19 protein-coding genes are annotated in these 22,140 nt (G+C 69.6%); 6 read left to right on the top strand and 13 right to left on the bottom strand.

The window, feature by feature from the left end:
• Positions 1-17 precede the first annotated feature (17 nt).
• A complete protein-coding gene (locus J1M36_RS10025; RefSeq protein WP_206479894.1) occupies positions 18-1,040 on the bottom strand; it encodes a putative sulfate exporter family transporter in 1,023 nt (340 codons plus the stop codon).
• 274 nt (positions 1,041-1,314) lie between these two features.
• Here J1M36_RS10025 and J1M36_RS10020 point away from each other — a divergent pair, with 274 nt between their 5' ends.
• Complete coding sequence (locus J1M36_RS10020) at positions 1,315-2,283, top strand: LysR family transcriptional regulator (RefSeq protein WP_206479285.1); 969 nt, start codon at positions 1,315-1,317, stop codon at positions 2,281-2,283.
• Here the strand turns inward: J1M36_RS10020 and J1M36_RS10015 are convergent.
• The 9 genes from J1M36_RS10015 to J1M36_RS09975 form a co-directional block, all read right to left on the bottom strand.
• Positions 2,216-3,382 (bottom strand): serine hydrolase domain-containing protein, encoded by a 1,167-nt coding sequence (locus tag J1M36_RS10015; protein ID WP_206479283.1) that lies wholly within the window; start codon positions 3,380-3,382, stop codon positions 2,216-2,218. The genes J1M36_RS10020 and J1M36_RS10015 overlap by 68 nt on opposite strands.
• A 9-nt stretch (positions 3,383-3,391) precedes the next feature.
• On the bottom strand, positions 3,392-5,509 hold the full coding sequence (locus J1M36_RS10010; protein ID WP_206479281.1) for an ABC transporter ATP-binding protein: 2,118 nt from the start codon (positions 5,507-5,509) through the stop codon (positions 3,392-3,394).
• On the bottom strand, positions 5,506-6,369 hold the full coding sequence (locus tag J1M36_RS10005) for an ABC transporter permease (protein WP_098055782.1): 864 nt from the start codon (positions 6,367-6,369) through the stop codon (positions 5,506-5,508). The genes J1M36_RS10010 and J1M36_RS10005 overlap by 4 nt, the downstream gene beginning before the upstream one ends.
• On the bottom strand, positions 6,366-7,322 hold the full coding sequence (locus J1M36_RS10000; RefSeq protein WP_206479276.1) for an ABC transporter permease: 957 nt from the start codon (positions 7,320-7,322) through the stop codon (positions 6,366-6,368). Before J1M36_RS10000 ends, J1M36_RS10005 begins: the two co-directional genes overlap by 4 nt.
• 4 nt (positions 7,323-7,326) lie before the next feature.
• Positions 7,327-8,859, bottom strand: a complete 1,533-nt coding sequence (locus tag J1M36_RS09995; RefSeq protein WP_131333465.1) for an ABC transporter substrate-binding protein — start codon at positions 8,857-8,859, stop codon at positions 7,327-7,329.
• Between the two features lie 510 nt (positions 8,860-9,369).
• Positions 9,370-10,269: a glycerophosphodiester phosphodiesterase family protein gene (locus J1M36_RS09990; protein WP_206479275.1), complete on the bottom strand. Its 900-nt coding sequence runs from the start codon at positions 10,267-10,269 to the stop codon at positions 9,370-9,372.
• Complete coding sequence (locus tag J1M36_RS09985; protein ID WP_064847467.1) at positions 10,262-11,131, bottom strand: HAD family hydrolase; 870 nt, start codon at positions 11,129-11,131, stop codon at positions 10,262-10,264. The genes J1M36_RS09990 and J1M36_RS09985 overlap by 8 nt, the downstream gene beginning before the upstream one ends.
• Positions 11,132-11,134: 3 nt before the next feature.
• The gene (locus J1M36_RS09980) at positions 11,135-11,656 is read right to left on the bottom strand and encodes a YbhB/YbcL family Raf kinase inhibitor-like protein (RefSeq protein WP_064847466.1); all 522 of its coding nucleotides are present in this window, start codon (positions 11,654-11,656) and stop codon (positions 11,135-11,137) included.
• 71 nt (positions 11,657-11,727) lie between these two features.
• On the bottom strand, positions 11,728-12,660 hold the full coding sequence (locus J1M36_RS09975) for a carbohydrate kinase (RefSeq protein WP_144932031.1): 933 nt from the start codon (positions 12,658-12,660) through the stop codon (positions 11,728-11,730).
• Between the two features lie 205 nt (positions 12,661-12,865).
• Between J1M36_RS09975 and J1M36_RS09970 the strand changes: the two genes are divergently transcribed.
• The gene (locus tag J1M36_RS09970) at positions 12,866-14,281 is read left to right on the top strand and encodes a glyceraldehyde-3-phosphate dehydrogenase (protein ID WP_241247056.1); all 1,416 of its coding nucleotides are present in this window, start codon (positions 12,866-12,868) and stop codon (positions 14,279-14,281) included.
• 178 nt (positions 14,282-14,459) lie between these two features.
• On the opposite strand, the gene J1M36_RS09965 is transcribed toward J1M36_RS09970, so the two are convergent.
• From J1M36_RS09965 to J1M36_RS09955, 3 genes are all read right to left on the bottom strand, one after another.
• Positions 14,460-15,899, bottom strand: a complete 1,440-nt coding sequence (locus J1M36_RS09965) for a M18 family aminopeptidase (protein WP_206479271.1) — start codon at positions 15,897-15,899, stop codon at positions 14,460-14,462.
• Entirely contained in the window at positions 15,889-17,226 is a 1,338-nt protein-coding gene (locus J1M36_RS09960; RefSeq protein ID WP_206479270.1) for a type II CAAX endopeptidase family protein, read from the bottom strand. The genes J1M36_RS09965 and J1M36_RS09960 overlap by 11 nt, the downstream gene beginning before the upstream one ends.
• 263 nt (positions 17,227-17,489) lie before the next feature.
• Complete coding sequence (locus J1M36_RS09955; RefSeq protein ID WP_035959302.1) at positions 17,490-18,224, bottom strand: glutamine amidotransferase; 735 nt, start codon at positions 18,222-18,224, stop codon at positions 17,490-17,492.
• A 208-nt stretch (positions 18,225-18,432) separates the two neighbouring features.
• Here J1M36_RS09955 and uraD point away from each other — a divergent pair, with 208 nt between their 5' ends.
• From uraD to J1M36_RS09935, 4 genes are all read left to right on the top strand, one after another.
• Positions 18,433-18,927, top strand: coding sequence for a 2-oxo-4-hydroxy-4-carboxy-5-ureidoimidazoline decarboxylase (gene uraD, locus J1M36_RS09950; RefSeq protein WP_206479269.1), 495 nt, complete (start codon positions 18,433-18,435; stop codon positions 18,925-18,927).
• Positions 18,924-19,250 carry a hydroxyisourate hydrolase gene (uraH, locus tag J1M36_RS09945; RefSeq protein WP_206479264.1) on the top strand — a complete coding sequence of 109 codons (327 nt, stop codon included), beginning with the start codon at positions 18,924-18,926 and terminating at the stop codon, positions 19,248-19,250. The genes uraD and uraH overlap by 4 nt, the downstream gene beginning before the upstream one ends.
• 77 nt (positions 19,251-19,327) lie before the next feature.
• Positions 19,328-20,212: a factor-independent urate hydroxylase gene (pucL, locus tag J1M36_RS09940; protein WP_206479261.1), complete on the top strand. Its 885-nt coding sequence runs from the start codon at positions 19,328-19,330 to the stop codon at positions 20,210-20,212.
• A 95-nt stretch (positions 20,213-20,307) separates the two neighbouring features.
• Entirely contained in the window at positions 20,308-21,855 is a 1,548-nt protein-coding gene (locus J1M36_RS09935) for a nucleobase:cation symporter-2 family protein (RefSeq protein ID WP_206479259.1), read from the top strand.
• Positions 21,856-22,140 lie beyond the last annotated feature (285 nt).

The following is a 22,140-nucleotide window of genomic DNA, read 5'->3' as shown; positions in this document are numbered from 1 at the left end:
TAGCCAGCACCATGGGCTCATGTGACGACCAGCACGCCCCCGAGGGCGGTGGCCGCCACGACGACCGTGGAGATCGCACCGAGCAGCACGGGCTTGAAACCCACTCGCACGAGTTCCTTGGCCTTCACCCCGAGCCCCAACGCAAACATCGCCATGCTGAGACACCACGTCTCCAGCGTGCCCAGGGCTCCCATGACCGGTTCCGGGAGGACGCCGCTCGAGGCCACCAGCACGGCGAGCACGAACCCCACCACGAACAGGGGCACGATTGGGGGTCGCTTGCCGTTGCGGGCGGCGGTGCCCGAACGGCGCGCCCGGATCCCCACGATCGTCATGATCGGCGCGAGCATGACCACGCGGGTCAGTTTGACCAACACCGCGGGCGCCAGTGCCGCCGAGCCGATGGTCCCGCCCGCGGCCACGACCTGGGCGACCTCGTGGATCGAGCCGCCCGCCCACAGACCGGCCTGGTGTTCGGTCAACCCCAGGACCCCGCTGAGGAGCGGGATCACCGGGATCATCAGACTGCCGTAGAGCACCACGAGTCCCACGGCGGTCGCGACGTCCTCGTCCTCCGAGTCCGTGACCCCCTCCACCGCGGCCACGGCGGCGGCCCCGCAGATTGAGAACCCGCACGCGATCAACAGGCGCTGTGCGCGCGGGACCCCCATCAGGCCGCCGATCCACACCGTGGTCAGGATGCCCACGCCGACCACGGCCACGACGACCGCGATCATCCCGAAGCCAAGTCCCGCGATGTCCTGGAGCGAGACGGACAGGCCCAGCAGGACGATGCCGACGCGCAGGACTCGCTTGGCGGCCACGGCGATCCCCGGAGCCAGAACCCGGGGCAGCCGGACCACGTTGGCGATCAGGGCGCCCACGACGATCGCGATCAGCAGCGGGCTCACCCCCGGGATCAACCACCCGAGCACGAGGGATACGGCCATGCCCGCAGCGCAGAACGCCAGCCCGGGGAGGGCCGCAGCATGGGAACCCGGTTGCCGTTCGGTGCCAGGGGCAGCCGGGGGCGCGGGCATCGTCGCACGCGCCACTGGAACAGGATGCATGGCCGATGCCGAGGCTGCGGCGGTTGCCGAGGTCGAGGCCGCTCCTCGCGGGACGGCTGCGCCACTGGGAGCACCCCGCCCAGCGAGCGCACCAGTCCCACCGAGTATGCCTGCCCCGCCGAGGGCGCTTGTCCCGTCAGGGGTGCCGTGGGAAGTTTCGTGACCCGTCGCCATGCCTCCACTGTGCTCGCGCGAACACCCGCCGGGTAGTCGTGATCTGAGCATTGGGTCATACACTGCTGATATGGCCGAGGTCGATCTCTCCCTGCTGCGCGTGATCGTGGCCGTCATGGACCACCACTCCATGGGCGCGACCGCCCGCGCGCTGGACATGGCCCAGCCCAATGTCTCACGCGCCGTGGCCCGCGCCGAGCGGATGTGGCGGCTGCGCCTGCTGGACCGCTCACCCACCGGGTCCAGACCCACCCCCGAGGGCCGCGCCGTGGCCGAGCGCGCCCGCAGGGTCCTCGCGGAGTACGACGGGTTCACGACCGAGATCGAGAAACTGCGCCTCGAGTGGGCCCAGCACGTGAAGGTCGCGGCATCCGTGACCGTGGCCGAGTACCTGGCCCCCACGTGGTTGTCCCGGTTGCGGGACTCCCACCCGGGGCTGGAGCTGCAGTTGTTCGCGTGCAACTCCGCGGAAGTCATGCGTCGCACGCGCCGGGGCGTGGTGGACGTGGGCTTCGTGGAGAGCCCGGATCCCGCGGAGGGGCTGCGAGAAACGGTGGTCGCTCGGGACCGACTGGAGGTCGTGGTGGCCCCGCTCCACCCGTGGGGTCAGCGCACCGAGCCCTTGACGGCTGCGGAACTCGCGGCCACCCCGCTGGTCATGCGTGAAGAAGGATCGGGAACGCGACGCACACTGCTCGCCGCGCTCGCGCCCCTCGTCCCGGTGCCCCCGGCCATGGAGCTCAGCTCCAACGCGGCGGTCCTCGGTGCCGTGCGGGCCGGGGTGGGCCCAGCGGTGCTCAGCGCGCTCGCCGTCGCCGCGGAGGTCGAGCGCGAGAACCTGGTGCGCGTGCCCGTGTTCGGCGGCGTGCTGGACCGCGATCTGCGCGCGGTGTGGCGCGCGGGTCTGGACACGGACGGCGCCGCGTGGCACCTCGTGGAACTCGCAGCGCACGCGCACCGCGCCACCCCGTTCAGCCCAGATCGCACTGCGCGAGCGCGGCCAGCAGATCCTTGGCCCGGCGGTCCACGTTCTCGCTGAGCATCTCGTTGGTGTGGAACGAGAAACCGATCCGCGCGTCCGGCCAGACCCCGTGCAGGCAGCCGCCCGCGCCGGAGTGACCGTAGGCCCGCTCCACTGGGCCGTACGTGCACAGGGGGTCCTGCACCTCAAACCCCAGCCCGAACGCCACGGGCCGGTCGTTCACCGCGTCCCTGCCGTGGGACCACGTGCGCGTGAACGTCTCGAGGGTCGCCGGTGACACGAGTTCACCCGATGCCACGAGCGAGTAGAACCGCGCAATCGCATCCGCACCGGCGATCCCGCCTCCCGAGACCAGTCCGCTGACGTGGAACGCGCGGGAATTGGCGGGCAGTTCCTCCCCGAGCAGTGCGTTTCCGTACATCCGCTCCACGATGGCGCGCCTTTGCGGATCCTCCAGGAACGTGCTGATCGCGTACCCGGGGGCGCGGAACACGGGAGCCACCCGGTCCTCGAGCTCGGCGGGCAGTCCCAGGTGCAGTTCGAGCCCGTGGGGCCGGGCCACGTGCTCGCGCAGCAGCTGTCCGGCGCGGTGACCCGTGACCCGCACGAGCAACTCCTCGACCATGTGCCCGAACGTCACCGCGTGATACGCCACCTTGCTCCCGGGCTCCCACAGGGGCTCCTGCCGCGCGAGCACCGCCGCATGCGCGGAGGCGTCCAGCATCCCGGCGGGAGGTTCCGGATCCGTGTACACGAGTCCCACGGTGTGATCGAGGACCTGCGCCACGCTCACATGCTCCTTGCCGCGGGCCGCGAACTCGGGCCAGTAGCGCGCCACGGGCTCGTTCACATCCAGCAGCCCTCGGTCCACCGCCATGGCCACGAGGGTTGCGGAGACCCCCTTGGTCCCCGAGAACATCACGGCCAGGGTGTGCTCGTCCCACGGCCGCTCGACCGCGTCCCCCGGAAAGGACCGGCGGTCGAACGATCCCCCGTGCAGCCGGATGAGCGGGCGCCCGTCCCGGTACACGCAGAAGGACATCCCTCCGTGTGCGCGGGACAGGTGCTCCTCGAAGGTCTCACGCACCCGGCTCACGGCGGGGTCGCGCAGGTTCGTGTGCGCCGTCGTCAACTCGGCCCGGCTTCGGACGGTCATCGTCCCACCTCAGCCCGCGCTCTCGAGGGTGGGTACGTGCTCGAGCAGGGACCGCGTGTACTCGTGCCGGGGATCGCGCAGCACGGTGTCCGTGGGCCCGTACTCCACGAGCTTCCCGCGCTCGAGCACCGCGAGCCGGTGCGAGATGTGCCGCGCCAGGGCGATGTTGTGGGTCACGAACAGCATGGCCAGCCCGCGCTCGCGCTGGATTTCCCGCAGCAGTTCGATCACGGACGCCTGCACGGACACGTCCAGCGCGGACGTGATCTCGTCGCACACCAACAACGACGGCGCGTTCACGAGCGCCCGCGCCACGGCCGCCCGCTGCCGCTCCCCGCCCGAGAGGTCACCGGGGCGACGGTCGATGTAGCTGCGTCCCAGCCGCACGGCGTCGAGCGCATCCGCCACGGCCGCGCGCCGCTGCGCTCGGGAGAGCTCCCCGTTCATCTCGAGCGGCACCTGCAGCGAGTCACCGATGCTGCGCCGCGGGTTCAGCGACGAGAACGGCGACTGGAACACGTACTGGATCCGCTGCCGCTGCTCCCGGGTGCGCTGGCGCGTCCCGGGCGCGAGCACGCGCCCGTCCAGCAGGACCTGCCCGGTGTAGCGGTCGTTGAGCCCGGCCACACTGCGGGACAGCGTGGTCTTGCCCGAGCCGGACTCCCCGAGCAGCATGGTGGTCCGCCCGGCCGGCAGGTCCATGCTGATACCGTCGAGGATCACCGCCTGCCCGTACGCCATCCGCAGGCCCCGCACGGCGACCACGGGTTCGACGGAGGCGCGGTCGCCGCCCGCCGCCCCGGGGCCGGACGCCGCGGGCACCTCGGAGGCATCCCGCGATGGGTCGGAACCTCCAGCTTCAATGCTCGCCCGGGGCTCGACGACACCGCTCCCGCGCACCCGCGTCGCCTCCTCACTGCGCGGGGTACTCGCGTCGCGCGACCGGCTCGGCCCGGCGACGTCGTCCCCGCCGCGCCCGTCTTCCCGACCGAGGCCGTCGTCCCACGGCGCACGCACCGAGTGGACGGGTGCCACCGAGGGACCGCCGCCCATCTCGCGGGCGCCCGCCATGTCAGGGACCGCGTCCAGCAGCGTGCGCGTGTAGGGGTGTTCCGGGTGGTGCAGCACCTGCCGGGCCGAGCCCCGCTCCACGATGGTGCCGCGGAGCATGACCGCGACGTCGTCCGCGACCTGCGCCACGACCGCGAGGTCGTGCGTGATGTAGAGCCCCGCGACGTCGTGCTTGGTGGTCAGCTCGTACACGGTCTTCAGCACGAGGTCCTGCGTGGCGACGTCCAGACCCGTGGTGGGTTCGTCCAGGATGATGACCGCGGGGCGGCACGCGAACGCCATCGCGATCCCGATCCGTTGCTGCTGCCCACCGGAGAGCTCGTGCGGGAACCGGCGCTGGTACGCGCGATCGCTCGGCAGACCCACCTCGGTGAGCACCTCGGCCACGCGGGCGTCACGCACACGGGCATCGCGGCCGAACTCGTGGGCGCGCAGCACCTCCGCGATCTGCTCACCCACACGCAGGGACCCGTTGAGCGACAGCGCGGGGTCCTGAGGCACGTACGCGATGGTCCCGCCCCGCAACCCGCGCGTCCGGCGTTCGGTGAGCGTCAGCAGGTCCACGGCCTCGGGGTGGAAGCGGGACGCGCCCGCGTGCAGTTCCACGGTGCCGCGGCGCAGTTCCAGCCCGGCGCGCAGGTGGTTCATGCACGCGAGCGCCGCGGTGGTCTTGCCGGAGCCGGACTCCCCCACGAGCGCGAGGATCCGCCCGGGGTGCAGCCGGAAGCTCACGTCGTCCAGGATGAGCTCGCCGCCAGTGACCCCCACACCCAGGTGGGACACCGTGATCGCGGTGTCCACGCTCGCGCGGGGCACCACGGTGCGGGGGACGCCGCCGCCGCGGTCGTCGGCGCGTCGGTCCGTCGTGGCGGAAGTGGGGCCCCGACCCGTCGTGCGCGGGAAGTTGTCCCGGCCTACAGTGGGGCGGGCGTTACCGCCGCCCGTTGAGTTCGCAGCATTGCGTGGGGCGTTGGCACCGGAGGCGTTGTGCGGGCCGTCGGCACCGGACGCGTTGGCTCGAGCCGCGGCGCGGGCCCTCTGTTCCGAGCGTCTCATCGAGTTCCCTTCCCAGTGGTGCGCACGCGGCCCGCGGAGGCGCCGGCCACGGCGTCGGCGATCAGATTGGTCCCCACCGTGAGCACGGCGATCGCGATGACCGGCAGGATCACACCCCACGGTTGCAAGGACAGCGCGATCCGGTTCTCGTTGATCATGAGGCCCCAGTCCGGGGTGGGCGGTTGCATCCCGAGCCCCAGGAAGGACAGGGAGGCCACCGCGCCGATCGAGTAGGTCAGCCGCAGTCCTACCTCCACCATGAGCGGGCCCATGATGTTGGGCACCACGTCCCGGCCCAGGATTTTCCACTGGGGGACGCCGTACATCTGGGAGGCCAGGACGTAGTCCTCGGCCACGACCCCGGCGGTCGCCGCGCGGATCACGCGCGCCACCCGGGGAGCGTGGGTCACGCCGATCACGAGCACCAGCACCCAGCCCTGCGGACCCAGGACGGTCACGGCCAGCAGCGCGAAGACCAACTGCGGGATGGCGAGCAACACGTCCCCGCAGCGCATGATCACCGAGTCCAACCACCCGCCGCGCAGCGCGGCGAGCATCCCCAGGACGGCGCCCAGGCCCACGCCCACGACGGTCGCGAGCGCGGAGTACAGCAGCAATCGCCAGCCACCGGCCAGGAACCGGGAGAGCACGTCACGGCCCAGGTTGTCGGTGCCGAAGACGCCGGTCTGAAACGGTTTGCCCGCGAACGAGTTGGTGCCGTACCCGGTCCACGCGGGCACGGCCAGCGGCCCCAGCACGGCGAGGAGCAGCACGATGGCGGTGAGCACGATGCCGAGTTTCGCGGCCGGTTGCCGCAGTACGCGGCGCGTGAACGACTCCGAGGTTCTCTGCGCGCTCATGAGCGGGACTCCGTACGCAGTTTCGGGTTCGCGAGGATCCCGACCACGTCGGCGAGCAGGTTCACGATCACGTAGAACGCCGCGATGATCATGGACAGCGCCTGTACCACCTGGACGTCACGTGTGTTCACGGCGTCCACCATGGCCTGACCGAGACCGGGATAGCGGAAGAGGAACTCCACGACCACGATGCCCCCGGCCAGCCACGCGAGCTGCATCGCGACCACCTGGGCCACCGGCCCGATTGCGTGCGGGAGGGCATGTTTGAAGATCACCTGGCGTTCGGGCAGCCCCTTGAGCCGGGCCATCTCCACGTACCCGGAGTCCAGAACGTCCGCCATGGTGGTGCGGGTCATGCGGATCATGTAGGGCACCACCACCAGAATCAGGGTCAGGGTGGGCAGGATCAGTTGCAGCGGGTAGTCCCACACACGCGTGCCCGGTGCGGCCATCGTGACCGAGGGCAGCAAGCGGAACACGGTCGTGGACAACAGCGTGGTCAGCGCCACGCCGATCACGAATTCGGGCAGCGCCGCCAACACGAGCGAGATCCCCGTGAGCCCCTGATCCGCTGCGCGGCCCCGGCGCATCGCGGACCACGTGCCGAGCAAGAGCCCCACGGGAATGGCGATCACGGCCGCGATGGCCATGAGCACCACAGACGCGGAGACCTTGCTCGCGAGCAACGCGTTGACGGAACCGCCCGTGGCGGCCGATGTCCCCAGGTCCCCCACGAGCAGACCGCCCAGCCACGAGAGGTAGCGCTCGTACCACGGGGCGTTGAGGTCCAGTTGTTCGCGCAGAGCGGCAAGCCGTTCGGGTGTGGCCTGCTGGCCCAGGATCGCCTGGGCCGGGTCACCAGGCAGCAACAGGGTAAAGAAGAAGACCAGAAGGGACACGGCCAGGAGCACGAAGACCGAGATGCCCAGCCGTTTCAGGATCATGGTGGCCACGCGATCACTTCCCTTCCCGGTCGATCCAGAGGGTGCGCAGCTGGAACCCGCTCACGGGCATCCCCGCGCGGTGCTCGGAACCGCCGCCCACGTAATTCTGGTACGCGTCCGCCTGGTTGAAGAACCCCCACACGATGTACCCGCCGGCGTCGTACAACTGCTTCTGGGCCCGCGCCACGAGGTCGTGCCGCGCGTCGTCGTCGAGCGTGGCCCGGGCCTTCTCGTACAGCGCGATGAACTCGGGATCCGCCCAGTGCGTCTCGTTGAACGGGGACGCTGGCAGGGTCCCGTTTGCGGTCTGGGGCAGGAAGCTGCGGGTGTACCAGAAGTCCTGGGAGAAGGGGTATTGCAGATAGCCGTCCCCGAAGAACGTGGTGGTGTCCACGCGGCGCAGGTTCACGGTGATCCCGGCCTCTGATGCCTGCTCAGCGAAGACCTGGGCGGCCTCCACCGCGCCGGACTGGATGGGTGCCGTCACGAGTTCCACCTCGAGCCCGTCCGGGTGACCCGCTTGCGTGAGCAGGTCCCGGGCCCGGGCCACGTCCCTCGTGCGCTGCTCGAGCCGCGGTGTCCCCGGGTCGAACGGAGCGTACATGTCATTGCCCACCGTGCCGTGCCCCGAAAAGACCTGCTCGACCATTTGTTCCCGGTCCACCACGAGGCGGAACGCCTCCCGCACGCGGGCGTCGTCGAACGGTGCTGTGTCCACGCGCATGGTGAACGGCAGCCAGTTACCGGTCTCGGAGACCACGGTGTACAGCCGCGGGTCCGTGTTGACCACGTCGATCAGGGACAACGGCAACTGCCCCACGACGTCCACCTGGGTGGAGAGCAGGGCGTTGACCAGCGCGTCCTGGTCGTTGAAGTTCACCAGGTGGACCTCATCCACGAACGGTGGTTCCCGCCAGTAGTCCCGGTTGGCCTCGAGCACCGTGAGTTGACCGGGTTCGAACGTGCCCAGCCGGAACGGGCCGGTGCCCACGGGTGCGGCGGGGTCGTAGTCCACCGGCACGATCCCCATGGAGTACTGCGCGGTCGAGTCCACGAACATGGCATCCGGTTCCGACAGTTCGAAGCGCACCGTGTGATCGTTCACCGCCACGGTGCGCCGCAACAGGGCCAGCCCGGACGCGCCCGTCTTGGGGTCCTTCGGGTCGGTGACCCGGTCGTACGTGGCCACGACGTCCCGCGCGGTGAACGGACGCCCGTCGTGGAATACCACGCCCTTGCGCAGCCGCACGAGCCACTCGCGCCCGCCGTCCCGCGGCGTGGCCGACTCGGCGAGCACGGGCACGGGGACGTAGTCGGCGTCGAACTCGTAGAGCCCGTCGTAGAGGTTGATCACGCGCCCGGCATCCGCGGTGCCCACCGGGACGTGGGCGTCCACGCTGTCGGACGCACCGCCGCCTGTGAGACCCACACGCAAGATGCCCCCGCGCTGCGGTGCGCCCGTGGCGCGGATCGCCGCCGCGCCCGGTTGTTCGCCCGCTGCGCAGCCGGCCAGGGCGAACGACGCCGCCGCGGCGCCCAGTCCCATGAACCCGCGCCGGGAGAACGCGCCGTACCGCGCGGACCCACCACCGGGACCCCGCGCCGCAGGGACCCCGGCCACCGGGGCCGACGGCGGGCAATCGGGTGGAGGTGACTCGGACGGTGCGGTGCGGGGTGGACGGAGTGACGGTCGTGGGTTCATGGTTCCTCGCAGGGGTGAACGATCCCGGGCACGCAACAGGGCGGCGACGAGCGTGACGCTCGGAGGGTGTCGCGGGACGCGCGACACCGATTGAGGGGCGGGCTTCGCCCAGCTACGGGATCTTGCTCAGGCGGGGGGCCATGATCCGGCGCCCGGCCGGCACGCATTGCGATGTCAGATGACGCAGCACGGACTTGCGGAACAGGGCGGACATGTTGGACGTGCGTCGCATACTTCCTCCCTGTGATCGAGGCCGACGAGTCGGTTCACACGGCGGGAACGGCCCACCGGTGCTCTGGATCACATTCAACCTACCCCGGAACGGCACACAAGTGTGCGCGATCCGGGTCGGTGTCACAGTGGGCCGGGCGGCCATTGACCCCGGCATTGCAGGACGTCCTTGAGCAGATCGGCCCGATCCGTGATCAGCCCGTCCACCCCCATGTCCAGCAGGCGCTTCATGTCCGCGGGGTCGTTGACGGTCCACACCTGCACCGACAGCCCCGTGCGGTGGGCCAGGTCCAGGAACGCGGGCGTGACGATCCGCAGGGTCAACCGGTGTCCCCCGGGCAAACGCACCGGGTGCTGTTCGGGCAATTGGAGGGTGTCGAACGGTGCCACGAGGCGCGACCACGCCGCGATGTGCGCCCGCCACAGCGCGGGCGCGATCTTCCGGGACACCCGGTCGGTCAGGGGTGCCACGACGGACACGGCCAGGAATCCCGCGGTGCCCAGGGTCCCGGCCGAGGACCGGACCCGTTCACCGGTGAGCCGGGTGATCCCGGCGAGCGCGCGGCGTCGTCGTGATTCGGAGAAGGACGTGACGCGCAACCGGTGCGCGGCGTGCTCGCGCGCCACGATCCCGGGCAGGGCGGCGACGGACGCCTCGTCCTTGACGTCGATGTTCAGGCACGCCTCGGGCAGCGCCCGCAGCAGCTCGGTGAGCGTGGGGATCTCCTCGGTGCCGCCGATGCGCAGTTCCCGCAGTTGCTCCCACGTGAGGTCGTTGACGTTGCCGCTCGTGCCCGTGACGCGCTCCAACGTGGGGTCGTGGAATGCCACGACCACGCCGTCCAGGGTCGTGTGCACGTCTGTCTCGAGCCACACGAAACCGAGCTCCGCGGCGGCCCGGAACGCGGCCAGCGTGTTCTCGTGACCGTCCGGGGAGAACCCACGGTGGGCGAGCGCGGCGGGGTGCCGCCGTGCACCGGGGTCCTGGAGGGCGGCCGGAACGGAACGGGACGACTCAGACACGGCGACCCTCCCGGGCCACGGGAACGATGTGCTCGTGCTCCAGGTAGGCCTCGATCACCTGCGCTACGCCGTCCTCGGTGAACGCCGGTGCGGTGCGTCCCACCGTGGCGACCACGTGCGGGTGCCCGTCCGCCATGGCGTAGCCGCGCTCGGCCCACGTGAGCATCTCGAGGTCGTTGGGCATGTCCCCGAAGGCCATGACCTCCCGGTGGGAGATGCCGTGCTCCGCGGCGAAGTGTTCGAGCGTGCGGGCCTTGGTGAGCCCGCGCTGCCCCATTTCGACGAGGGGTGCGGCGGCCACCGAATGCGTCACGGACAACCGCCCCGCCACGATCTCGCGGACGTGCTCGAAGTACCGATTAGGATCGGCGCCGTCCAGCTTGGCCAACAGCTTGACCACCTCGGTGCCGGGCGCGAGCGACTCCTTCACGGGCGCTTCGGTGATGTGGCGGATCTCCATACGGTCTGTACGGGACCACCCGTGATCCGTGTAGACGCGCTCCAGGGTCTCCGCGGCGAACAGAGAATCCGGGAACTCGCGGGCCACGTCCGCCATGACGGGCAGGGCCTCGCTCACGTCGAACAGGCTCGCCTCCAGGACACGCTCCGCGCCGGGATCGTAGATCACCGCCCCGTTGGAGCAGATCACGACCCCCACGTCATCGAGTTGTTCGTGCAGGGGGTCCAACCACCGCATGGGGCGCCCGGTCACGAAGACCACGTGAATCCCGGCGTCCCGCGCGGCGGTGATCGCGGCGACGGTGCGCGGCCGGAACCGGAAGTCACGGCCCAGCACTGTCCCGTCCAGGTCACTCGCGATGAGCCGGACGGGTGGCTGGTCCGCGGCGTGTTCCGGCGCCACGGGCTACTTCACTTCGTAGACGGGCGTGAGGAACGCGCGTCCCAGGGCGTGCGAGAACAGGTTGAAGTTGACCACTGCGGGGCTCGCGGACTCGTCCACCTCGAGCTCGGGAACGTCCACGGCCGTGACGCAGACGATGTAGCGGTGCGGGCCGTGGCCCTCGGGGGGTGCGGCGCCCAGGTATTCGTCCGTGCCGCCGTCGTTGCGGTGCTTCACGGCTCCCTCGGGCGGGTTCGACGCCGCCCCGGTCGCCAGTTCGGTGACGTCCGCCGGGATGTTGGATAGGCACCAGTGCCAGAACCCGCTGGGGGTGGGGGCATCCGGGTCGAACATCGTGACCACGTAGGAACGGGTGCCCTCCGGGGCACCGCTCCACGACAGCTGCGGGGAGACGTCCTCTCCCCCGGCGCCCATGATCCCGGAGACCTGGGGCGTGTTCATGCTCTCGCCCTCGGCCACGTCCGTGGACGTCACTGTGAACGTGGGCAGTTCGGGCAGATCGGCGTAGGGATGACGGTCGTACATGGGAGCGTTCCTTTCCTCGTTACGGTCATGACACAGCTGGGGGCCTCGCACGGCCACGGGAAAGCGGCGGATCAGGCGTGGTCGATCAGGTCCGCGCGCGTGGGCAGATCCGCGCCGGAGCGCGAGACCGTGACCCCGGCAGCGGCCGCGGCGTGGCGCAACAGCTCCGTGAGTTGCGCGCTGTCCAACTCGTCGAGGGCGCTCGCCGCAGTGGGGCCCAGGATGCTCCGGTCCGCGAGTCCCGAGAGCAGGGCCGCCATGAAGGAGTCACCCGCGCCCACGGTGTCCGCGACGGTGACCCGGGCGGCGGGGACCTCCACGCCATCGCGTCCGGTGCCGCGACTGACAGCCCACGGCCCCATGACCCCGCGGGTCACGACCACAAGCCGTGCTCCGGCCTTGAGCCACGCACGCGCGGAGTCCTCGATGCTGCGGTGCGGGTAGAGCCACAACAGGTCCTCGTCGGAGGCCTTGATCACGTGGGACAGCGCCACGATCTTCTCCGCGCGGGCGCGCGCGTCCGAGGAGTCCGGGATGATGGACGGGCGGCAATTGGGGTCGTAGGAGATCAATGCGTGGCCGCGAGCGCGTTCGAGTGCCTGGCCCACCACGGTGGCGCCGGGTTCCAGCATGGCCCCGATGGATCCGGCGTGCAGGGCGTCGGTGTCCCGCAGGAGCTCGTCGATCCGCTCCGGGGAGACGTCCAGGGACCAGTCGAGTTGGAAGTCGTAGCTCGCGGCACCGGTCTCATCCAGGGTCGCCTGGGCCACGGAGGTGGGCAGGGCGTCCGCGTCGAACGGCAACCGCACCCCGTTGCCCGTGAGGTGATCGGCCACCTGACGGCCGTACTCGTCCCGGCCGTAGCGGCCCAGGAACTGGACGTCGTGACCCAGCCGGGCCAGTCCCACGGCCACGTTCATGGGGCTGCCACCCACGTGGGCCCGGGGTTCTTCACCCTCGCGGGACACCACGTCCACGAGGGCCTCACCGATCACCGTCAACATGACCCCACGTTAGCAAAGCGTGCGGGGAGTCACCGGGGCTGTCACGACGCCGCACGGGCGGGAGAAGCCCCCCCGCGCACCGTAAACTTGGGGCCACGACGAGCAGCGCCGCTCCCGCGCGCGCCATCACCCGAGTCAGCGCACCGCCGCGCGACCCCCAACACGGCCCTCACGACGACGTCCGGGCCGAGGAAGAAGGATGCTCATGAGCGCCACGTGGTCCGAACGAGAAGCCTTTGCCGAGCAGCTGGTCCCCCTGGTGGGTCAGCTGCACCGCGGCAATAAGGTGGTCACCACGGTGTTCGGCCGTTCCCTGGTCCACAAGTCCGTCACGGAGATCATCAAGGTCCACCGCTTCACGCGCCGCATCCTGGGCGAGGAAATGCCCATCGACAAGACCCTCGAGATCGTCCACACGCTGGGCGAGCTCAACCTCGGCGTGTGCAACGTGGACGTGGCCAAGCTCTACCAGGGCTACACCGTGGCCGGCAGCGGTGACCTGCAGGCGTACCTGCGCGAGGCCCTTGCTCCCGCCGTGGACCAGCGCGGGCGCAACGAACCCGGGTCCCGCGACGTCGTGCTCTACGGCTTCGGGCGCATCGGGCGCCTGCTCGCGCGCATCCTGCTCAACCGCAACGACGGCACCGGGCTGAACCTGCGCGCCGTGGTGGTGCGCCGCAAGCCCGGCAACGACCTCGTCAAGCGGGCCTCGCTGCTGCGCCGCGACTCGGTACACGGCCCCTTCAACGGGACCATCACCGTGGACGAGGACAAGAACGTGATCACCGCCAACGGTGTGCCGATCCAATTCATCTACGCCAACTCCCCGGCGGAGATCGACTACACCGAGTACGGGATCGACAACGCCCTGGTCGTGGACAACACCGGCGTGTGGCGTGACGAGGAAGGCCTCTCCCAGCACCTGCAGTCCAAGGGTGTGGGCAAGGTCCTGCTGACGGCCCCCGGTAAAGGCGACTTGAAGAACATCGTGTGCGGCGTGAACGACAAGGACATCTCCCCGGAGGACACCATCCTCTCCGCGGCGTCCTGCACTACGAACGCCATCACACCCGTGATCAAGGTCCTCAACGACGAGTACGGGATCATCCAGGGTCACGTGGAGACCGTGCACTCCTACACCAACGACCAGAACCTGATCGACAACTGGCACAAGGGTGACCGCCGCGGCCGTTCCGCGGCCCTGAACATGGTCATCACCGAGACCGGTGCCGCCAAGGCCGTGGCCAAGGCGCTGCCCGTGATGAAGGGCAAGCTCACCGGTAACGCGATCCGCGTCCCCACCCCGGACGTGTCCATGGCGATCCTCAACCTGCAGTTGGAGAACGCCCCGGAGTCCAAGGACCAGATCAACGAGTTCCTCAAGGACATCTCGCTGAACTCCCCCCTGCGCAAGCAGATCGACTACGTGGACTCCCCGGACGTGGTCTCCACGGACCTCGTGGGCTCCCGCCGCGCCGGTGTGGTGGACGGACTCGCGACCATCGTGAACAACAACTCCGTGGTGCTCTACGTCTGGTACGACAACGAGTTCGGTTACTCGTGCCAGGTGGTGCGCGTGATGGCCCGCATGGCGGACATCTCCATGCTCCAACTCCCGTAAGGGTCACGGTCCCGCGCGCCGCTGGTGCGCTCGACGACGACGCCGCCCCGGCCACCTTCCGCGTGAAGGTCGCCGGGGCGGCGTCGTGCGTTCCACGGCGATCGCGGCGCATCCGATCCGGGCGCTCGCGCGGGCGCATTGTCCAGGGCCCGCGGGGCCGCTCACGAACGGCGTGCGGTCACGGGCGCCAGAACGCGGCGACCGCCCCGTGCAGGGCGTACAGGTCCCCGGTGTGCACGAGTTCGCGCGCCGAGTGCATGGACAGCAGCCCCACGCCCACGTCCAGCGTGCGGATGCCCAGACGGGTCGCGGTGATGGGTCCGATGGTCGAGCCGCACGGCACGGTGTTGTTGGAGACGAACTCTTGGTAGGTCACTCCGGCGCGTTCGCACACCCGGGCCCACTCGGCCGCACCCGTGGCATCGGTCGTGTAACGCTGCTGCGCGTTGATCTTGAGCAGCGGCCCTCCCCCGGGTTCGGGGGTGTTCACGGGATCGTGGTGGCCCTGGTAGTTGGGGTGCACCAGGTGCCCCGCGTCCGAGGACAAGCACACGGAGGCCGCGAGCGAGCGCCGATAATCGTCCGTGGTCTCGCCCCGCGCGGCGCTGATGCGCACGAGCACGTCCTCGAGGAACGGGCCGGCGGCGCCCGAACGGGTGGCCGAACCGACCTCCTCGTGGTCGAACGCGGCGAGCACGCTCACGTGCTCCGCGCTCTCGAGGTCGTGGGCGTGTCCGATCAGGGCGCGCAGGCCCGCGAACACGGAGGTCAGGTTGTCCAGGCGGCCACTCGCGAGCAGGGTGCGCTGCGCGCCGATGAGTTCTGGGGCCTGGGAGTCCGCCACGACGATGTCGTAGCCGAGGATGTCCGATGCCGTGATCGGTTCGGACACCGCCTCGTCGCCGGCCGCGGCACCCGGTGCACCCGTCACGGTCGTCCGGCTCGTTCCGCGCGACTCGTTCGCGGCATCCGCGAGCACGGTCAGGACGTCCGCGTCCTGGGCCTGCCCCACGCCCCACACGGGCTGCACGTGGCGCTGCTTGTCGAGCGTGAGACCCTCGTTCGCGCTGCGGTCCAGGTGGATCGCCAACTGCGGGATCCGGGCCACGGGGCCGGTCGCGGTGAGGACCTGCCGGGTCCCGCCGTCACGGCCACGCACCACGAGCCGACCGGCGAAGCGCAGGTCCCGGTCCAGCCACGAGTTCAACAGCGGACCGCCGTAGATCTCCACGCCGGCCTGGTACCACCGATGCGTCACGGTGGTGGGTCGGGGCTTGAGCTTGAACCCCGGAGAATCGGTGTGAGCCCCCAGGATCCGGTACCCCGCACCCGGTGCGGCACCGGACGGGATCACCCACGCGATCAGGGCGCCGTCGCGCACGGTGTAGTAGCCGCCCGCGGACAGGTCCGACCACGGCCGGGTCTCGTCCAGGGCGGTGAACCCCGCGGCGTCGAGCGCGGCGGCAGCCGTGGCCACGGCGTGGAACGAGCTGGGCGAGGCCGTGATGCACTCGCCCAGTGCACGCGCGAAGCCGGCCTCCGGAGTTCCGGGGCCGGGCTCCGGCGTCCCGTTCGCGGGGTCGGCCGGGGTGGTGGATTCGTACGAGCTATCCGTCATGACGCCCAGTGTAGGTGGGGGCGTCATCGCGCTCGCCCGGGCCGGCGGGCGGCGGCGTCGTGCCGGGCGAGGGCGGCGTCGTCGTACCGTGCGGGTCGGGGCCGTGGACCCGGGGTGCGCTTTCGTCCGAGGCACTGCCCGAGGGCCCACCGGGCAGCGCCACGGGGGCGTCGTCGTGCCCCGCGTGCGCGCCGTGGGCGGTACGCGTGTCCAGCAGACCCACGTAGCGGCCCTGCCCGTCCCGCACGGAGTACGGACCGTACTGCGGCGGCAGGACCAGGTAGCGTTGCGTGGCCGGGTCCAGGACGTAGGCCGCCAGGCCCGAGGCGTCCGCGGCCAACCGAGGGGGCCGGTGGCCGAGCTCGGGCAGCCGGGCCGGTTGCGGGGGTGGCGGCAGGACGATCGTGCGGGTCACGGCCACGGACCGGTTGCGGCGCACGAGCCAGAACACGAGCGCCACGTAACCACCGTTGATCAGCGCCACCGCGATCAGGTCCGTGGGCGCCCCGGAGGTGTCGTTCATGTCCGTGAGCCCCACCATGGCCATGAGGGACACCGTCATGTTGTTCACGGCGTGCAGTGCGATCGCCGCTTCCAGACCACCGGTGCGCCACGTGATGATGCCCATGGCCACGGCCATGATCCCCACCGAGGCCTGACCCCAGATGTCGTACGCGTGACCGAGCACGAACAGCGGCACCGGGAGCAGGATGGCCCACGCGGGGTGCTTGAGCCACCGGCCGATGGTCTGGGCCAGGTAGCCGCGGAACACGACCTCCTCCGCCGCGCATTGCAGGGGCACCACGAAGATCACCGAGGCCATGAGCCACCAGAAACCGGGGGCCGGTTGCAAGGACACGGGCCTGCCGCCCGCGGCGAGTTCCAGACCCACGGCGATCGCGTTGATCAGGGCGTAGATCGCGACCGCCGCCACGAAGCACGTGAACAGCCACTTCCACCGGATCCGCCCGGTCACGGAGAAGATCAACCCCAGGGGACGCGGGCCCAGTACCAGCCGGGCCAGCAGGGCGCTCGGGAGCATGAGGACCACGGAGCCGAAGAGGATGAAGAACACCACCGGATCCAGCTGATCCATGGCCAGGATGTCTCCTTCGATCCGTCCCGGGGCCGCGAAGACCATGATCAGGAAGAACCCGATGGTCAGGAGCAGGAGCACGGCCAGCAGGATGAGCCCCTCCACGAGCGGCATCCACCAGCGGTGCCGGGGATCCGCGTGCGCCAGGCGGTGGTAGAAGAGGGTGCAGGTCCGGGGCGGCTCCTGGACGGGGGGCGACGGACGGGACCACGGGGCGCTGGCGTGACTCATGACTCCACGGTAGCCGTCACGGGTGACGCTCAGGGTCCCCTGTGCAGGGCACTCGCCGTGAATCCCGGGTGGATCCGACGTGGAGCCGACGTGGGTCCGGCGTGGGTCCGGCGATTTCCGATCGCAGCATCGGAGCCAGGCCTGGGGCGGATCCGCCCGGTGGTCCCTCCCGGTGGTCCCTCCCGGTGGTCCCGGGTGGTCCGGCCCGCGGGCATGGACGTGCGGGGTCCGCGCCCGGATGTCTCACTCCGGCCCGGGTCCGGTCAGCGCCGGTAACGCTCCACGAACGCCCGCAAGATCCTGGGTGCCTGGTCCACGGCGGGACCGTTGACCACCCGGTCGATCACGGTGTCCGTGTCCTCCGGCCGGAAGTACCCCAGGTCCTTGTACGCGCGCACGCGACTCACGAGCCCCTCGGGGTCCAGTTCGGGGTGGAACTGGGTGGCGTAGAGGTTGTTCTTGATCCGGTACATCTGCACGTGGCACGCGGTTCCCGTGGCGAGCAGCACCGCATTGGGCGGCAGCACGCGGGTGCCCTCCTTGTGCCCCACGTACGCGCTGAACTCACGGGGCAAGTCCGCGAGCAGGGGATCCCGGGCCCCCTCGTCGGTCACGCTCACGGTGATGGGACCCACGTCCTCGTGGCACGACCGGTCCACCTTGGCTCCCTGGTGGATCCCCAGGGTGCCCACGCCGTAGCACGCGCCGAGGAACGGGAAGTCGCGGGCCACGACGTCGTCCAGCAGGGCACTGATCCAGGTCTCCGCGACGCGCTGCGCCCTGGACTTCTCCTCCGGCGGGTCCGAGGAGTTGAACGGCGACCCACCCACGATGATCCCGCTGTACCTGTCCAGGTCCAGCGCGGGCCACTCACCGGACTCCAGACGGATGCGCTCGAGCTGGTCCTCCTCGAGGCCCCCGAAGCGGGCCACGGCCCGGTATTCCTCGTCCGCGAGGACGTCGTCACCACGGGTGGCCAGCAGCACGAACGGTTTCATGGCTTACACCTATGTCACGGGGGCCTCGGGATGCAAATCACCCGGGCTCGGGGCCGCTTCCCGACGCTTCGGTGACACCCGTGGGCGGGTCCGGCGGTTACTCCGAAGAAACGTGGTCCCACCCCTTGACTTGCCCCGTGTGATCCAGTTCACTGTTCCTAAATGAAATTTAAATTTCACATCACGAAATACCAGAGGAGGACGGATCGTGGATCTGACCGAGTTCAACAGCCTCGATCGTGAGGCCGCCGTCGCGGCCGTACGACCGGCCCTGGACGTCCAGCGCTGGATCGAGGAACTCGTGTCCGGGCGCCCGTACGGGTCCACCGAGGCCCTGCTGGACGCCGCCCGTTCCGCCGCGAACCCCTTCACGGACGCGGAGGTCGCGCAGGCGTTGTCCCACCATCCCATGATCGGCCAGCGCGCCCAGGGGGATTCCGCGGAGGCGAGCCTGTCCCGCAACGAGCAGGCGGGTCTGGGCGGCGGGGACGACGCCGTCAAGGCCGAGCTCGCGCAAGCGAACCTCGACTACCAGGACACGTTCGGTCACGTCTTCCTGATCCGCGCGGCGGGGCGCAGCCTGCCCGAGATCCTCTCGGAAGCGCGCCGTCGGATGACCAACTCACCGGAGGACGAGCGCCGCGAGGTTGCCGAGCAACTGCGCCAGATCGCCGTCCTGCGCATCGAAGGGATGCTGTCATGAGCTTCATTTCCGCCCACGTCCTCGATTCCGTCCACGGCTGCCCGGCCCGCGGAATCGACGTCACCCTCCTCACCGGTGCCGGCGAGCAGATCGCCACCGCCACCACCAACGAGGACGGCCGAGTCACGGACCTCGGCCCCGAGACCCTGGAATCCGGCCATTACCGGATCATCTTCGCGACCGAGCCGTACTTCGCCGGCCGCGATCTGGAGACGTTCTACCCGTTCGTCTCGGTGGATTTCACGGTGCGCAAGGAACAGGGGCACTACCACGTGCCCCTGTTGCTGAGCCCGTTCGCGTATTCCACGTACCGCGGCAGTTGACCCAGGAGCCGACCCAACGTCGACGATTGCCGATCCACTAGGACAGCACGACCATCCGCTACACAGGAGTAGATCCCATGACCGAAGTAGTTCTCGGAAAGAACCAGTACGGCAAGGCACAGAACCACGTGGTGCGCGTGCACCGCGACACCGACCGTCACGTGATCCGTGACCTGGTGGTCACCTCCCAGCTGCGCGGCGACTTCGAAGCCGTGCACACCGAGGGTGACAACGGGCACTGCGTCCCCACGGACACCCAGAAGAACACCGTGTTCGCATTCGCCCAGAAGTACGGCATCACCTCCCCCGAGGAGTTGCTGCTCAAGCTCTCGGACCACTTCACGTCCGAGTTCGACTGGGTCTCCGGTGGCCGCTGGGCCGCTGACGAGCACGCGTGGGACCGGATCAACGACAACGACCACTGCTTCGTGCAGAACAAGCAGGAGGTCCGCACCGCGGTGCTCGTCACGGACGGTGACCAGAAGACCGTGATCTCCGGGTTCAAGGACCTCACCGTCCTGAAGTCCACCGAGTCCGGCTTCGAGGGTTACCCCAAGGACCAGTACACGACCCTGCCGGAGACCACGGACCGGATCATGTCCACGGACGTGGCCACCCGCTGGCGTTACAACACCACGGACGTGGACTTCGACGCCGTCTACGAGGACGTCAAGAAGATCATCCTGGACAAGTTCACCGATCACTACTCCCGTGCGCTGCAGGAGACCCTGTACCTCATGGGCAAGGCCGTGATCGAGGCCCACCCGGAGATCGACGAGATCAAGTTCTCGTGCCCCAACAAGCACCACTTCGTCTACGACCTCGGCTTCTGCGATCTCCCGAACAACAACGAGACGCACTACGCCGCGGACCGCCCCTTCGGACTGATCGAGGCAACCGTCCAGCGCAAGGACGCGCAGCAGGACGAGCAGGCCTGGATGGGTATCACCGGATTCTGCTGAGCCGTAGCCGCCGCTACCGCTCTCGCGGTGCCGGCCCCCGCCGTACGAGGCCCACGGCGGGGGCCAGCCCCGCGTACTTCTAGGAAGGCTTCCCAATGTCGTCAACCACCGCTACCCCGACCAAGCGGCCCGAGGACGAGTACCTCGGAGCAGGTCCGAGCCTCGGTTACGGGTTCCAGCACGTCCTCACCATGTACGGCGGGATTATCGCCCCGCCGCTGATCGTGGGCGGTGCCGCCGGGCTCTCCACCAACGAACAAGCTCTGCTCGTCGCGTGCTGTCTGTTCGTCGGCGGCCTCGCGACCGTGCTGCAGTCCTTCGGGATCAAGTTCTTCGGTTCCAAACTGCCCCTGGTCCAGGGGACCTCGTTCGCCGGCGTCGCCACCATGACGGCGATCGTCAACGGCGGCGGCGGGATCCAGGCCGTGTTCGGCGCCGTGATGGCGTCCGCGGCCATCGGTTTCCTCATCGCGCCCTTCTTCGCGCGCATCATCCGCTTCTTCCCGCCCGTGGTCACGGGCGTGGTCATCACCACCATCGGGCTCTCGCTCTTCCCGGTCTCGGCCCAGTGGGCCATGGGCGGTGCCGCCGTGGCCGCCAACGGGGACGAGGACACCATCTTCAGGAACGTGTGCCTCGCCGGTGCCACGCTGCTGATCATCATGCTCCTGTCCAAGGTCCGCAGCGCCGTGATCTCGCGTCTGTCGATCCTCTTGGGCATCGTCCTGGGCACCCTGCTCGCGCTCGCGCTCGGGATGGCGGACTTCTCCAAGGTCGGCGACGGCGCTTTCTTCGCCTTCCCGGAGCCCCTGGCCTTCGGCCCGCCCACGTTCCAGCCCGCCGCCATCATCTCCATGACCATCGTGGTGCTCGTGATCCTCACTGAGACCACCGCGGACATCATCGCCGTGGGTGAGATCGTGGAGACCAAGGTGGACCGTCGGCGCATCGCGGACGGCCTGCGCGCGGACATGGGCGCGTCCTTCCTCTCTCCCCTCTTCAACGGTTTCACCCAGTCCGCGTTCGCGCAGAACGTGGGTCTGGTGGCGATCACCGGCGTCAAGAGCCGCTTCGTGGTGACCGCCGGTGGCGTGATCATGCTGGTCCTGGGGCTGCTGCCCGTGCTCGGCCGCGTGGTCGCCGCCGTCCCCATGCCGGTCCTGGGTGGCGCGGGCATCGTGCTCTTCGGAACCGTGGCGGCATCGGGTATCCGCACGCTCGGCAAGGTCAAGTACGCCGGGACGCCCAACCTGATCATCGTGGCCACGTCCATCGGCATCGGTATGCTGCCGATCGCCGCGCCCGCGATCTACCACGGCTTCCCCACGTGGTTCGAGACCATCTTCCACTCGGGCATCAGCTCCGCCGCGGTGGCCGCCGTGGCCCTGAACATCCTGTTCAACGAGATCAAGATCGGCAACCCGCCCGCGGGTCAGGGCTCCGTGTTCACGGAGGCCCCGCCGCGCTTCGTGCCCATCGCGTCCATCGAGCACTTCCAGAATCACCTGCGGGAAGGTGACACCGTCAAGGACGGTAAGCTGGTGGACTCCGAGGGCAACGAGATCCCGTGCATCACCGCATCCGGTGAAGTGGTCCCGGCGCCCCTGGACTCCAAGAAGTCCGGGACCGCGGGCGACCACTGATTTCCCGCCGCGAACCGTGTCCTCACGCGATGAGCGGAAGGACACGGTTCGCACATGTCCTTCACGTGCGGTTGTCGGACCCCCACCCGGGGACCGACAACCGCACGGTCAGAACTGCCCCACCTCTCATGGCAGGAGAACAACACATGCAGCCTTCAAGCAATCACCACATTTTGAGTGGGTTGACGAATAATCTTCAGGACGCTGATGTTCAGGAGACGCAGGAGTGGATCGAGTCGTTTGACGCGTTGATCCAGGCGCAGGGTACCGCGCGGGCGCAGTACG

Origin of the sequence: Kocuria sp. KRD140, assembly GCF_017168375.1 — a bacterium.
Lineage (GTDB): Bacteria > Actinomycetota > Actinomycetes > Actinomycetales > Micrococcaceae > Kocuria > Kocuria marina.
This window is presented reverse-complemented; position numbering and strand designations above follow the sequence as displayed.